This window comes from Francisella sp. 19X1-34, from assembly GCF_041102755.1.
In the GTDB taxonomy this organism is placed as follows: Bacteria; Pseudomonadota; Gammaproteobacteria; order Francisellales; family Francisellaceae; genus Francisella.
Window position 1 is genome coordinate 1 of the sequence record NZ_JBGCTX010000061.1, and the last position, 14,280, is coordinate 14,280.

Below are 14,280 nucleotides of genomic sequence, written 5' to 3' on the forward strand. Positions count from 1 at the left end.
AACATAAAAAAATCATATATTACTTTTCAGTATATTTTAAACAATTTTAAAATTAATATCAGATTTCAACAGTCCCTAAATAGATCAGATATTAAAACTTCCTCAATATTTTTACCATAAATATTTTTCTTATAGCTCTAATAAAACAATTAGGAAGGCTGCTTATAGCTTTACAATTAGGACTATCTTTGTATTAAAATGAAATATTAGAGATAAAAATTACTGACAATATCTAGATTTGATATCTTTGATAGCTTTAGCGTACATAGCATCCATTTCTGCTCTAGAGCCTACGCCTCCACCAATTTCATACAACTTACCATCACCTACACCATAAATGGCTGCATGAACTGTAAAATCTAAACCTTTCTTAGACCAAGCATCACTTACCACAGTAGTTTTACAAAGATTTAAAGCCTGATGAAGAGCATTAAGCTCGCACATCATGTCAACTTTTTTCTTCATATACTCTTCTTCATTATCTTTCGTATACGCCAATGTCTCTTCTACAAACTCTTTATTTTGCTCTTTAATTTCACGAATAGAAGTTAACCAGTTATCTATCAAACCAAAGCTTTTGTCTCTAACAACAGTATCAACACCACCACAAGCATAATGCCCACATACGATTATCTTCTTAACTTTAAGAACTTCGATAGCAAATTGCAGCACTGACAAACAGTTTAAGTCAGTAAGAGAAACTACATTTGCAATATTACGATGAACAAATACTTCACCAGGTATTAAACCACAAACTTGGTTAGCTGGGACACGACTATCTGAACAACCAATCCAAAGATATTCTGGAGATTGTCCTTTTGATAATGTTTCAAAAAAACCTGGATTAGTTTTTTCTATTTCTTGAGCCCATTCTCTATTGCCTTTTATTAACTCAGCTATATCACTCATACTTTCTCCTTAGATTATCTGAATATTTTTTCATATATTATATTTCATATACTATCTTAGAATATTTTAATGAACAAGTTTTTATTAGCTAATCTAATTAGATTGTTACCTCACCTTGTAAAGAAATATTAAAAGCATCTTTAATCTGCTGTTGAGAAATACCCGGTTGACTTAGCAAGTAAAAAAGCTTCCCTAATGCTGCTTCATCTGTCATATCATATCCCGATACGACTCCAGCATCGACTAATCCTCTAGCTGTTTTATAGGTGTGCATTTTTACACTACCATACATGCATTGAGTACAGTTAACTATAACTACGCCCCTTTTATCAGCTTTTGCTAACGTTTTATGGATATTAGGATCATCCATCATATTACCAGAACCATACGTTTTTAGAATTAAACCTTGTAGGGGTGGCTCAAGCACTGCTTCTAATATATCATTATCCATTCCTGGAAAAACACTTAAAATTGCTATTTTAGGTACCCCAAAAGTTTCTAATGTTGGTAGCTCGTAATTATCAGATCTCTGCCATAGCCTTCTTTTTTTGATATCAATATCAATGCCCACTTTTGCTAAAGTAGGATAGTTTGGAGAGTCAAAAGCTTCAAAATCTGTAGCTGATATTTTAGTAGTTCTATTACCACGCATTAGTCTTTGGCTAAAATATACACAAACCTCTTTTATCTCATCACTACATGCAAATATTAAACTATTTAAAATATTTGATATTGCGTCTGATCTTATCTTTGATATAGGAATTTGTGAACCTGTTACGATTACAGGTTTTTGGATTTCACCAAGCATAAAAGATAACACCGAAGCAGTATAAGATAATGTATCTGTACCATGTAAAATTACAAAACCATCATAGTCTTGATAATTCTTTAATACATCTAAAGCTAAAGATACCCATCTTTTAGGATTTATATTTGATGAATCTATTAGGTTTGTATACTCCTTAATTTTAAATTCTGGCATATTATATTCATAAAAATCACGAATACCTTCAACAGTTTTTGTCAAATATCCCGGTTCAACATCATAGCCTTGCTCAGTACTAATCATACCAATAGTACCGCCAGTATATAAAACTAGAATTTTCTTATGGCTAAAGTTTTCCATTTTTACCCTTCTCCATTAACTCTGCTATAGCTTTATTTGCTAACTCATCTGCTTTTTCATTACCTTGGTTACCACTATGTCCTTTGACCCAACTCCAAGTAATATTATGAATCTGACTTAAACTATCAAGCTCTTGCCATAAGTCTTTATTTTTTACTTCTTTTTTAGCTGCTGTCTTCCAACCATTAGCTTTCCAATTTGCTAACCACTGCTTAATACCATTTTGTAAATATTTAGAATCAGTGAAAATAGTGATGTCACATTTTCTTTTTAGCGTCTCTAGTGTTCTAATAGCAGCTAAAAGCTCCATTCTATTGTTGGTAGTTTCTTTCTCTGCACCATATATTTCTTTTTCTACACCGTTATAACTAAGTATAGCTCCCCAACCACCTATACCTGGATTACCTTTACAGGCTCCATCTGTATAAGCTATAACATTATTTTTTCTTGTGAATATCCCCATATATCTCCTTCACACAGTTGCCACTGTATACTCGTTTCTTTTTCGATTCACTAACTAGATCAGATACTTTGAGACCATCGACTATAAAATAATTATCTTTTTTAAATATCACAACAAAATTTTTACTCACTATACGTTTAAATAAATCAATAAAAACATTTCCTGTTGGATTTACTAATTGAACCTTCTTACTAACAAAGCCATTTGCTAAGAATTTTGATAGTAATTTATAAAGCCTAATATCTCCTGAACATGTAGCTATAACCTCACCATCATCTGCTAGACAAAAGTGCAATTGTTGCAGTAAAGATTTCATTTGTTTCGAACAAGATAAAAAACTTTGATCCAAAATTATTAAATCAAAAAACTTATGTTCAAATGGCCATGCTTCAACATCAAAAACACAACCTTTTTGAGACTCTGTTTTTAAATATCCTGAACAAACAACTTTTTTTAAGACATTAATTCTATCAAGATAACTATGATCCTTACTTGTGATAATAAGAGCCTTCTTATACCATCTTTTTGCAAGATATCCTGTTATAATTCGCTCTTTCACACTCATAAGTTTATTAACCTACTAAAGTTCTCATTCTATCAAAATAATCTGGACAAGTCTTACTAACAGCTTCTGCATTATTTATAACAACACCATCATTTTTCAAGCCCAAAAGAGCTAATGACATAGCAATCCTATGATCATTATGACTATCAACCTCTGCTGGTTTAAATTTACTTCTAGATGGTGATATTAAAATAGTGTCTTGTGTTGTTTCAACATACATACCAAGTTTTGTAAGCCCTTCTGCCATAGCAGACACCCTATCAGACTCTTGGCCGCGAGTGTGGCTAAGCCCTGAAATATAAGTATCTGAATCTGCAAAGCAAGCTATTGCAGCTAAAGTCATAAATGTATCTGAGAAGTTACGCATATTAACATTTACACCTTTTAATTTCTTAGTGCCTGTAACTTCTACACCATCATCATAATACTTAACACTACAGCCAATCATCTCAAGCACATCTAAAAACTTGATATCTCCTTGCTTAGATTCTTTAGTTACATTCATTACTTTTATAGTAGATCCTGTAATAGCAGCAAATGCCCAAAAATACGAAGCTGTTGAAACATCTGGCTCAACGACATATCTTCCTGGTGATGTATAGTCAGATTTCTTAGCTTTATAAGTATTATTTTCAATATCAACATTAATACCAAACTCTGCCATAACCTTTGCTGTCATATCTAAATATGGCTGCTTATGATCTGTAATCGAATTTAGTGTTAAACCTTGTTGTATAAATGGCGCTGCCATAAGTAAGCCTGATGCAAACTGAGAGCTTTTTTTACCATCAACCTCAATACTACCTCCCACTAAAGAGTCTGCCTTAATAGTCATTGGCATTGCATGAGCTTTTTCATGATATTGAGCTTTCATACCTAGCTTTTCTAATGGCTTTAATTGATCTGCCAAAGGTCTTTCCATCATTCTTTGTTTAGCATAAACATAATAATCTCCAGATCCCTGCACAGCACACATAGGGATTATAAATCTTGTCAATGTACCAGATTCATTACAAAATATCTTTGCATTTTTATTTTGAAACTCTCCATTACAGCCAACAATCGTTAAAGTTTTACTATCTTGATTATGCTCGATTGTACAATCTAACTCTTTCAAAGCCGCGACGCATGCTAAAACATCTGCACTATTTGGCAAGTTTTCAAATCTAGTTTCTCCCTCTGCCATTGCGGCAATAATTAATGATCTATTTGAGATACTTTTCGAACCATCTAAATAGACATTTTGTTTTATCTGTGTTTTATTTTTAGGTATAAAATTTTTCATTAGTTTTTAATAAGAAATTAAGTATATAAGAGGTATATTAACATAAACGAATTGTTTTTTACTCATCATAATACGGTCTTATTAAGAGTTTTTAAAAAGAAAGTTTTTATTTAAAAACCAAACCAATACTATAAGTATATATTTATATTTTCAAATTAATAAAGATATTGATTTTCTCAATAAAAGAATTCAAACTTAAAAGACAGTTGTTAAAAAATTTATTTAGATGCAAAAGAAAAATTGCGAATGTTGTTTAATGCCATTATCAAAGGATAAAGTAGATAATGGATCAAATATTTATTGCAGTAAATGTTTTCAAAATAATCAGCTAAAAGCTGAAAATATGTCTTTAAAAGAGTTTCAAGAATATGCTTGCTCTCAAATGCAAAAAGATGGTAAAAATAAACTGATAAGCTATATTTTTTCTTGGCTGATTAAATTTGCACCTTATTGGAAAACACGAAAATAAGATTTTTATTAACTTCTATTTTTAATAGCTTTTTTTAATTTAGCTAAAGCTTCCTCTTCTATTTGACGAACTCTTTCAGCTGAAATCTTATATTTTGCAGCCAAATCTTGTAAAGTTGCTTTTTTCTCAAGTAGATATCTAGACATAATGATATCTTTAGTACGCGTATCAAAACTACCTAAAACATCCTTCACAACAGCTTTAAAATTATCATAATAATCTTGTTGTACTATTTGATGTTCAACATTAGATGATTTATCTTCTAAATATAAACTCTGCTGAGCAGATTGCTCGCCATCATCATCTTTATATGGAAGATCAAGACTTGCATCACCTTGACACATTCTTTTTTCCATCTCAATAACAGTTTCTTCTTTAACATTAAGTTCCTCAGCTAACTGTTTAATCTCATCTGAGCTTAACCAACCAATCTTTCCCTTAGAACTTCTAAGATTAAAAAACAGTTTTCTTTGAGCTTTTGTTGTAGCTACTTTTACAATCTTCCAGTTTTTTAAGACATAATCATGCATTTCTGCTTTAATCCAATGAACAGCGAAAGACACTAATCTAACACCTTGCTCTGGATCAAACTTACTTACAGCCTTCATAAGCCCAATATTGCCCTCTTGAATAAGGTCTGCTATTGACAAACCATAACCTGAAAAATTTTTAGCAATTTTAGTTACAAACCTTAAGTGTGATAAGACTAGCTGCTGAGCAGCCTCTAAATCCTTTTTATACTTATAACGCTTTGCTAGGTCTTGTTCTTCTTCTAGAGATAAGATTGGTAAACTATTGACAAAATTAAGATAAGAATTAAGGTTATTATCAGATACAACAGGTAAAGTTTTTGGTTTTGTAGCTGGTAACAACTTTTTTTTAGACATACGGTCCCTATTAGATTTTAATCTACTGATAGTAATAAGCCTTACTTAGTTGATTAATCTGTGCTTGTTGCTTTTGTAATACAATAGCAAATTCTTTTTGCATTTGCATCATCATGGCATGTAGTTGTGCTATTTTTTGGTCTTGTACAGCCGTGTATTCTACTAGTTTTTTCAAAGTATCTTTCTTCTGCATATAACTAACATATTTTTGTTGAGCCTGTTTAAGCTGATCTAAACTTACCCAACCGATATTACCATTAGCTTTGTTAACAACTTCACACCAGCCAGTATTTTTACAATAGAAAATATTGTAGCTATCTTGGTTTTTAAATGTAATACTTCCAATAACTTTTGAAGTTTTGTCTTCCTTCGTATAAATATCTACAAGCTTATGATGAGCTTTATCTTTTGCATAATTATTTGTCTGCTCTTGCTTTGATGTATTGACAGGCTTATCACTAGACATAGCTAACCCTAGACCCATCCCAAAGACTAATAGGCCAATTGTTAAAATAATTTTTTTCATTGTTTATCCTTTTTCAAATGCTCTAAATTCATTATACACTATCTAATTGCTATAAATTATTAACAAATATTAAAGTATAGGAATATCTTCTTTATTTACTTGTTTAGGCAATAGTGATTCTCTGTTTAAACCTAAAGCTACAGCAACAACACCAGCAACATAAATTGATGAATAAGTACCCACGATGATACCTAGAATTAAAGCTAAGGAGAAGTTATGCACAGAACTTCCGCCAAACAAGAATAATACTACAACCACAAGCATTGTCAAACCTGATGTTAATATAGTTCTTGATAACGTATCATTAATACTTCTATTAACAACTTCCGTAACACTTGCATTACGCATTTTTCTAAAATTCTCACGTACTCTATCATAAATTACAACAGTGTCATTTAGTGAGTAGCCAATCACAGCTAAAACTGCTGCTAAAACAGTCAAATCAAACTCTAACTGAAAAGCTGAAAATATCCCTAATATAACAATAGGGTCATGTAATAATGCAATACATGCACTAACACCAAATTTCATCTCAAATCTAGCACTTATATAGATCAAGATACACACCATAGCAATAATTATAGCTAATACACCATTACTTGCTAATTCTTTACCTACTTGAGGACCAATATAGTTAATACTTTCTACCTTAGCTCCCAATGTAGTTTCGACATCTTTTTGTAACTGCTGCTGAGCATCTTGAAGGCTTTTAGCTTTAGAGTTAACTTCATCTGGAGCGAATTTAATCAAATAATTATCATTATCGCCAAAAGTAGTTATAGTAGTATGCTTAAAGCCAACTTTTTCTAATTTCTTAGACATAGTATCAGAACTCAGCATTTTTGAAGTCTGTAGCTGAACTTGATAGCCACCAGTAAAATCTAAACCTAAATTTAGACCTTTAGTAAATATAAAAAACAAAGAAACAATAATCATAAGCACTGAAAAAGCAGTTGTGTACTTTTTGATACCCAAAAAATCAATCTGTGTTTTTTGTTTAAAAAATTCCATTATAAACCCAACCTAAAATTATATTCCAATAGAGATTTTTTCTAGTTTCTTTTTCTTACCATAAACAAAGTTAGTCATAGCTCTAGAAACAGTAACTGATGTAAACATAGATGTCACAATACCAATCATCAATGTAATAGCAAATCCTTTAACAGCTCCTGTCCCGATAAAGAAAAGAATAACCGCAACAATTAAAGTCGTAATATTAGAGTCAACAATTGTTGTAAATGCTTTCTCATAGCCTATATGAATTGCACTTTGACGTGGCATACCTGCTCGAATCTCTTCTCTAATTCTTTCAAAAATTAGTACGTTTCCATCAATTGACATACCAAGGTTAAGTACAATACCTGCAATACCTGGCAAAGTTAAAGTTGCCCCTGGAATAATTGACATCACTGCCACAATCAATACTAAGTTCATAATCAAGGCAATATTTGCAATAACACCAAAAACTCGATAGTAGATTAGTATAAAAATAATAACTGCTAAAAGCGCTACAACTATAGATAGCATACCTTTTTCAATGTTAGCCTTACCTAAGCTTGGGCCTATTTGTGACTCTTGAACAATATGTACAGGAACTTGTAATGAACCAGATTTAATCATCAAAGCAAGATTGTTTGCCTCTTTTTGGCTTAAACCAGTGATCTGGAAGTGTGATCCAAGGGCTGATTGAATAGTAGCTACATTTATTAATTTTTCAGTTTTATTAACTACATTTTTCTCTTTACCATCTTTGTCTTTAACCTTTTCATAAGTAGTGTTTACAAGCATCACACCCATTGGGTTACCAACATTTTTACCCGTAATTCTTCTAAAGTGAGTTGCTGCTGATCTACTTAATTCAACCATAACAATTGGTGTACCTGTTTGACGATCTACAGATGGGCTTGCACCAATAATATCAGCTCCTCCTGCTACTGGAGCGCCTTTTAGACTATAGTAACTTTGATAGCCTCTAGAATTATCTAGAGAGTAAACTTTATAACCCTGCTCTTCTGTAGCTAATCTATTTGTAACAGGATTAACTAAATAGAAACTTGCTGTAGATGTACCACCTAAAATCTGTTTAGCTTGAGTAGCATCTTGCATTCCTGGGATTTCAATAACTACACGATTCTCACCAGCTTGAGCAACTGAAGCTTCCGCAACACCTAGAGCATTAATACGATTACGCATTACTGTTACAACTTGAGATATAGCACCTTGTTTTAATTGAAGAATTTTAGCGCTATTGTAAGTTATAAGTACAGTATCACCTCTAGTTGTGCTTGTTATATTAGGATCTTGAGTTTTCTTAAACTCAGAATTTAAATATTGATTAAGCTTAGCAACGTCTGCTGAATTATCTAATGTTATAGATACATAGCCATTTGTAACATAATCTTGTGGAGCTTTAACATTTGATTTCTCATCTGCTTTAGTTGAGCTAGAAACACCTATATTATTATCTTTAGCTGCTGCTAAGATTACATTTAGTGCATTGTCTAATTGAGCATTTATAGCTGTTTTTGTATCAGCTTCTAACATCAAGTACATTCCACCACGCAAGTCCAATCCTAAATTCATAGGATTAGCACCTAGTGCTGAAAGCCAGCTTGGAGAATTAGAAAGCATATTCATAGCAATAATATAATTATTACTTAAACTTTCTTTTAATATTTTTTTTGCTTTAAGTTGTTCTTCTACATCTTTAAATGTGATAGAAACATTATCTTTATTATTAGTTATCTGTGCTTTCTCATAAGCAACTTTATTTTTATCTAAAGTTTTTTCAACTTTAACTAATAGTTGAGTGCTGATATCACCATCTTTTTGAGATATTTGTAAAGCAGGACTTTTACCAAAAATATTCGGTATAGCATAAAATAACGCTAATGCTAAAATTAAGACTATTAAAAGATTTTTCCATAAAGGAAATTGATTTATAGGAAGATTCTTATTATTACTCATTGAAAAATCCTTCGTGTAAAAAGAAAAAAGTTAAAAGATTTCTAGAATGGCTAATTAAGCCTTAGTAGCACCTTTTGGTAGAATATTTGCCACTGCACTTCTTTGAATTTTTACAGTAACATTTTCTGCTACTTCTAAATCTACAAATGTATCATCAATTTTAGCTATTCTTCCTATCATGCCACCATTTGTTACAACTTCATCACCTTTAGCTAGCTCTGATAACATTTTACGTAGATCTTTGCTCTTTTTTTGTTGAGGTCTAATAAGTAAGAACCAAAATATTGCAAAAAACACTACTAACATTAAGATTGAGCTTAATGGACTACCTGCAGATGCCTCACTACCTGCTGCAAAAGAACTTGAGGTAAATAACACAACAGCCGCTAACGATAATAATATTTTTTTCATTTTTTCTCCAACAAGATTTATTTTTATTTTTTTAAACAGATGAATTCTACATTAGTAATAGCCTATTATCAATGGATATTTTTTTGCTAAAACATCAGGTGACTATAATGTAAAATATCTTTATCCTATAGCGAAACTTTTAATGACTTTACCCAGTATTTAAAACTACAAGGAGTATTCTTTTGCAAAATTTAAAACTCAGAAACTATATCTCTTATGGAATGGGGGATATTTTTGGAGGTGGTGCTTTTGCTATTATAGGCACATTCTTTATGATCTTTCTAACAAACAATGTTGGTTTATCACCTGTCCTAGCAGGATTATTATTTGGTTTAGGAAGATTTTGGATGGCTATTACAGACCCATTTTTTGGTAACTTATCAGATAAAACAAACACTCGTTTTGGTAGAAGACGTATTTTCTTTCTCATAGGGATAATACCTATAATAATCACATTTATCCCTATGTGGATGACACCGCTAAAAGTAGGTGTCAATGGCGTCACGGATACACAAGCTTTTATATATTACTTAGTAATGTACTGCATATTTGATGTAGTATATTCTATGGTAATTACACCATATGCAGCATTAATTGCAGATATGACTCATGAATATAAAGAGCGTGTTCGACTATCTGCTTTTAGAATGGGCTTTTCACAATTTTCATCAATACTAGCAACATCTGTAGCTCCAATAATATTAACAGCTTACACATACAGTGACAAAGCTTACGTAGTTATGGCTACAGTATTCTCAATACTTTATGCAGTAGTTTGGATTGTAGTATTCTTAGGAACTAAAGAAATAACTACAAACACTAACGAAGCAAAAAAAGAAAAAAAATCTTTCATATCAAAGCTAACTGCTCTACTATCTTCATTTGCATCTGCATTTAAAAACAAGTCTTTTCGCGCACAATTAGGATTATATTTAGCTGCATTTACCGCTTTAGACTTTTTAATGACATTAAGTGTATATTTTATTAAAACATATCTTGAAAGCCCTGAATTAGTATCTTACATAAGTACTATGTGGATTGCTCAAATCTGTGTTTTACCTATATATGTCTTTATTGCTAACAAGTTTAGTAAAGCAACTAGCTATCGTATTGGAGCTACAATCTGGGTTTTATCTATGCTAGGGCTATTGATGCTAAACCAAACAAATGCATCTGCTTTAACTGTTTCTGCAGGATTTATCCTAATAGGAATCGGCCTTTCACCATGTTATATGATACCTATGGCAATGCTTAGCTTTGTTACAGAAGTAGATGTATTACTTAGTAAGCAAAGAAGAACAGGTGTTTACGCTGGAGCAATGTCTTCAGCACGAAAAGTCTCTCAAGGGCTTATTGTTTTACCATTAATTGGTCTAATACTACAACTAATTGGTTATGATTCACATTTAGCTCATCAGTCAGCAAGCACTCTTTCTTCATTAAGGTACGTATTTATATTTATACCTACAGTACTAATACTTATTGGCATATATTTCTCAACAAGATTTAAAATAACACCTAAGAACTTTGAAATAATAAAAGTCGAAATCTCTAGGCTAGAAGATGGCGGATCTAAAAATGAAGTAAATGAAGATGTCAAAATTATCTGTGAAAACTTGACAGGTTCAAAATACGAAAACTTATATAAATAGGAGATAAAATAATGTTACAGATTAATAACAGTAATAATCAGTTAGAAATAATCTACAATAATAAAACATTGCTAAAGCATAGTCCTGAAAAACCAGCATTTTTTATTGGTAAAGGTCAAGACTCAATGGAAATGTATCGTGGTAACTTTGATATATCTGATTATGTTACAGAAAGATTACCTTTAGCAGATGCTGTCTCTAAAAGTAGTAGCTCATTTGAACTTTCATACAATGGCAAACCTGCATTAATCGTATCTCTTTATAGTAAAGATGATCAGCTCAAGATATTTTTCGATGCTATAGACAGCTCATTCAACCGCTTCTGGATTAGAGTTAATGCTGATGCTAATGAGAAAGTATATGGTTGTGGTGAACAGCTTTCATATTTTAATCTTAGAGGAAGAAATTTCCCACTTTGGACATCTGAGCCTGGCGTTGGTCGTGACAAAAGTACTCTTGTGACATGGATGGCTGATGTTAAAGACAAAGCTGGTGGTGATTACTATAATACTAACTACCCTCAATCAACTTTCGTTTCTACACACAAGTACTTCTGCCATATGGATAGTACTGCTTATATGGATTTCAACTTTAAAAATGATGATTTCCATGAGCTAGAATGTTGGGAAATCCCTGAGAGCATTGTATTTAGAACAGCTGATAGTTTTGTTTCTCTGTTAGAAAAGCTAACCGAGTTTTTTGGTAGACAACCTAAGCTTCCAGAATGGGTTTATAACGGCTTAATAGTAGGTCTACAAAATGGTACAGAGACAGTCCTAGGAAAAACTAACGATGTTATCAATAAGGGTGTAAAAGTAGCTGGTATATGGGCACAAGACTGGCAAGGTAAAAGAGTTACAAGTTTTGGTAAAAGACTAAATTGGAACTGGCAATGGGATAAAGAAATGTATCCAAATTTGGATAAAGAGATCCCTAAACTTAAAGAAAGAGGTATTAAATTCTTAGGTTATATCAATCCATATCTTGTAAAAGGCTATCCTTTATATAACGAAGCTTTTGAACTTGATTATTTTGCTAAGTCAAAAGATGGTGGCGAATATTTAGTTGATTTTGGTGAATTCTACTGTGGTGTCGTTGATCTAACAAACCCTGAAGCTTTTGAGTGGTATAAAAATAGAGTAATCAAAAAAGAAATGATCGATTTCGGTCTAGATGGCTGGATGGCAGATTTTGGTGAATACTTGCCTGTAGACTGTACTTTATATAGTGGTATAGATGCGAAAAAAGCACATAACGACTGGCCAAGACTTTGGGCTAAAGCAAACTATGAAGCAATTAAAGAGGCTGGTAAATTAGGTGAGATCATGTTCTTCATGCGTGCTGGGTTTAATGGTTTCCAGCCATACAACACTCTTTTATGGGCTGGTGATCAATGTGTTGACTTTAGCTTACATGACGGTCTTGCTTCTGTTGTTCCAGCAGCACTATCTGCTGGCATGAGTGGCATGGGTCTACATCATAGTGATATTGGTGGCTATACATCTTTACATGGACTAAAAAGAACAAAAGAGTTATTTATGCGTTGGAGTGATATGGCTGCATTTACTTGTGTTATGAGAACACATGAAGGTAACAGACCTGATGAGAATTTCCAATTTGAACAAGATGATGAAGCTGTAGCTCATCTAGCAAAAATGGTTAGCACATATACCGCTCTTAAGCCTTACATAAAATCATTAGTAAATGAAAACCACGAAAGAGGAATACCGGTACAACGTCCTTTATTTATTCATTATGAAAATGATGAGACTTGTTATGATATACAATACCAATACCTTCTTGGCGAAGATCTGTTAGTTGCTCCTGTACATAAAGAAGGTACTACAGAATGGGATGTATATTTACCTCAAGGTGATGATTGGATACATATCTACTCAGACAAAGAATATAAAGGTGGACAAAATATAACTGTAGAAGCAAAAATTGGCTACCCTCCTGTTTTCTATAAAAAGGGCTCAACTCATAGTGAACTTTTTGCATCACTTAAAAGTATAGCCTAAACTCTTCTCTCAAAAACTAAATATTAGCTTTTCAAATTTGCACTGTTTATTTACTGCAAATAGTTATATCAGATTCTATATATAATGATTAACTAAAATCTCATATAAATTAAGTATACTTACTGTGATTTATCTCACAGAGAAAATTAAGTTTCTTGAAAATCTTGAATAACAAAAAGATCACGTTAATACTTTGCAAAGTATGACTGTGATATTAAGTTCTATATACTTAGACAACATACACTTACACATCTAATCTTAGTCCTAAAGGGGGTGTATTACTAAAATTAGATGCATAAGTGCACGAGTACAAAAATAATCCTAACATATTGTAAATAATAATAAAATAATTAAATTAAAATTAATGATAAATTTTAGAAAACTTAAACAATTAATTATTTGATAAAAACTCTTCGGCTGTTACAACTTTAGCAATACTAGATAAGCATTTGAGACTTTTTTCATGTATCTCTGCTGTACTAGCAGCGCAAGCATCAGCAATGACTACAACATTATAATCTCTATCATGCAACTCTCTTACTGAAAGCTCAATTACATGATCCGTAGATACTCCAAAGACTATAACAGTTTCAACTTTATTAGCTCTTAAAATAGCTTCACAATCTGTTGCATATACAAAACTGATTCTATGCTTTGTTATAACCATATCATCTTCCTGATGATCTATGGCTTCATCAAACTCAGTAGCCCATGTGCCAATTTGAAGAGCTTTATACTTTGGAACTTGACTATATATAAGTGAATTTTTAGGACATTCATAATAATCCTTACTAAAACCAATCCTAACATGAATAATTTTAATCTCATTTTTACGAGCCCAAGATATAATCTTATTAGCATTATCAATAGTATTATTATTTTTAATAGATTCTATATTATGTACCCCAAAAACGCCTTTTTCATTAGGTTCTGTGCACAAAAAATATAAATTAGATTGAAAATAGCTAAACCGTTGTTATTTAAAAGTTGAAAGGCAGT

14 protein-coding genes are annotated in these 14,280 nt (G+C 31.9%); 3 read left to right on the forward strand and 11 right to left on the reverse strand.

Translation table 11 applies throughout. The features are described from left to right. Positions 1-219 precede the first annotated feature (219 nt). From AB8E56_RS09310 to aroA, 5 genes are all read right to left on the reverse strand, one after another. On the reverse strand, positions 220-909 hold the full coding sequence (locus tag AB8E56_RS09310; protein WP_329480386.1) for a carbonic anhydrase: 690 nt from the start codon (positions 907-909) through the stop codon (positions 220-222). A 97-nt stretch (positions 910-1,006) separates the two neighbouring features. Then, positions 1,007-2,035: an asparaginase gene (ansA, locus tag AB8E56_RS09315; RefSeq protein WP_329480388.1), complete on the reverse strand. Its 1,029-nt coding sequence runs from the start codon at positions 2,033-2,035 to the stop codon at positions 1,007-1,009. Then, complete coding sequence (gene rnhA / locus AB8E56_RS09320) at positions 2,022-2,498, reverse strand: ribonuclease HI (protein ID WP_329480390.1); 477 nt, start codon at positions 2,496-2,498, stop codon at positions 2,022-2,024. The genes ansA and rnhA overlap by 14 nt, the downstream gene beginning before the upstream one ends. After that, positions 2,473-3,063, reverse strand: coding sequence for a class I SAM-dependent methyltransferase (locus tag AB8E56_RS09325; RefSeq protein ID WP_329480393.1), 591 nt, complete (start codon positions 3,061-3,063; stop codon positions 2,473-2,475). Before AB8E56_RS09325 ends, rnhA begins: the two co-directional genes overlap by 26 nt. A 7-nt stretch (positions 3,064-3,070) precedes the next feature. Beyond that, positions 3,071-4,348 (reverse strand): 3-phosphoshikimate 1-carboxyvinyltransferase, encoded by a 1,278-nt coding sequence (gene aroA, locus AB8E56_RS09330; RefSeq protein ID WP_329480395.1) that lies wholly within the window; start codon positions 4,346-4,348, stop codon positions 3,071-3,073. A gap of 226 nt (positions 4,349-4,574) precedes the next feature. On the opposite strand from aroA, the gene AB8E56_RS09335 reads away from it, so the two are divergent. Beyond that, a complete protein-coding gene (locus AB8E56_RS09335; RefSeq protein ID WP_329480397.1) occupies positions 4,575-4,817 on the forward strand; it encodes a zinc ribbon domain-containing protein in 243 nt (80 codons plus the stop codon). Positions 4,818-4,825: 8 nt separating this feature from the next. Here the strand turns inward: AB8E56_RS09335 and rpoH are convergent, their stop codons facing one another. The 5 genes from rpoH to yajC all read right to left on the reverse strand — a co-directional run bounded on the left by rpoH (position 4,826) and on the right by yajC (position 9,608). Further along, on the reverse strand, positions 4,826-5,704 hold the full coding sequence (gene rpoH, locus AB8E56_RS09340; protein ID WP_329480399.1) for an RNA polymerase sigma factor RpoH: 879 nt from the start codon (positions 5,702-5,704) through the stop codon (positions 4,826-4,828). Positions 5,705-5,726: 22 nt separating this feature from the next. Further along, entirely contained in the window at positions 5,727-6,230 is a 504-nt protein-coding gene (locus tag AB8E56_RS09345; protein ID WP_329480401.1) for a hypothetical protein, read from the reverse strand. A gap of 69 nt (positions 6,231-6,299) precedes the next feature. After that, a complete protein-coding gene (gene secF, locus AB8E56_RS09350) occupies positions 6,300-7,241 on the reverse strand; it encodes a protein translocase subunit SecF (RefSeq protein ID WP_329480403.1) in 942 nt (313 codons plus the stop codon). A gap of 18 nt (positions 7,242-7,259) precedes the next feature. Next, on the reverse strand, positions 7,260-9,197 hold the full coding sequence (gene secD, locus AB8E56_RS09355) for a protein translocase subunit SecD (RefSeq protein ID WP_329480405.1): 1,938 nt from the start codon (positions 9,195-9,197) through the stop codon (positions 7,260-7,262). A gap of 54 nt (positions 9,198-9,251) precedes the next feature. Beyond that, positions 9,252-9,608, reverse strand: coding sequence for a preprotein translocase subunit YajC (gene yajC, locus AB8E56_RS09360; protein ID WP_150467731.1), 357 nt, complete (start codon positions 9,606-9,608; stop codon positions 9,252-9,254). A 182-nt stretch (positions 9,609-9,790) separates the two neighbouring features. On the opposite strand from yajC, the gene AB8E56_RS09365 reads away from it, so the two are divergent. Then, a complete protein-coding gene (locus tag AB8E56_RS09365) occupies positions 9,791-11,260 on the forward strand; it encodes an MFS transporter (RefSeq protein ID WP_329480408.1) in 1,470 nt (489 codons plus the stop codon). Between the two features lie 11 nt (positions 11,261-11,271). Next, positions 11,272-13,281, forward strand: a complete 2,010-nt coding sequence (locus tag AB8E56_RS09370) for an alpha-glucosidase (RefSeq protein WP_329480410.1) — start codon at positions 11,272-11,274, stop codon at positions 13,279-13,281. Positions 13,282-13,672: 391 nt separating this feature from the next. Here AB8E56_RS09370 and AB8E56_RS09375 read toward each other — a convergent pair whose 3' ends face one another. After that, entirely contained in the window at positions 13,673-14,221 is a 549-nt protein-coding gene (locus tag AB8E56_RS09375) for an isochorismatase family cysteine hydrolase (RefSeq protein ID WP_329480412.1), read from the reverse strand. Positions 14,222-14,280 lie beyond the last annotated feature (59 nt).

Excerpts from the sequence above, each read along its gene's own strand:
- yajC (WP_150467731.1), bottom strand. The coding sequence starts at position 9,608 with ATGAAAAAAATATTATTATCGTTAGCGGCTGTTGTGTTATTTACCTCA.
- rnhA (WP_329480390.1), bottom strand. The coding sequence starts at position 2,498 with ATGGGGATATTCACAAGAAAAAATAATGTTATAGCTTATACAGATGGA.
- aroA (WP_329480395.1), bottom strand. The coding sequence starts at position 4,348 with ATGAAAAATTTTATACCTAAAAATAAAACACAGATAAAACAAAATGTC.
- AB8E56_RS09325 (WP_329480393.1), bottom strand. The coding sequence starts at position 3,063 with ATGAGTGTGAAAGAGCGAATTATAACAGGATATCTTGCAAAAAGATGG.
- rpoH (WP_329480399.1), bottom strand. The coding sequence starts at position 5,704 with ATGTCTAAAAAAAAGTTGTTACCAGCTACAAAACCAAAAACTTTACCT.
- AB8E56_RS09335 (WP_329480397.1), top strand. The coding sequence starts at position 4,575 with ATGCAAAAGAAAAATTGCGAATGTTGTTTAATGCCATTATCAAAGGAT.
- AB8E56_RS09370 (WP_329480410.1), top strand. The coding sequence starts at position 11,272 with ATGTTACAGATTAATAACAGTAATAATCAGTTAGAAATAATCTACAAT.
- secF (WP_329480403.1), bottom strand. The coding sequence starts at position 7,241 with ATGGAATTTTTTAAACAAAAAACACAGATTGATTTTTTGGGTATCAAA.
- ansA (WP_329480388.1), bottom strand. The coding sequence starts at position 2,035 with ATGGAAAACTTTAGCCATAAGAAAATTCTAGTTTTATATACTGGCGGT.
- AB8E56_RS09310 (WP_329480386.1), bottom strand. The coding sequence starts at position 909 with ATGAGTGATATAGCTGAGTTAATAAAAGGCAATAGAGAATGGGCTCAA.
- secD (WP_329480405.1), bottom strand. The coding sequence starts at position 9,197 with ATGAGTAATAATAAGAATCTTCCTATAAATCAATTTCCTTTATGGAAA.
- AB8E56_RS09345 (WP_329480401.1), bottom strand. The coding sequence starts at position 6,230 with ATGAAAAAAATTATTTTAACAATTGGCCTATTAGTCTTTGGGATGGGT.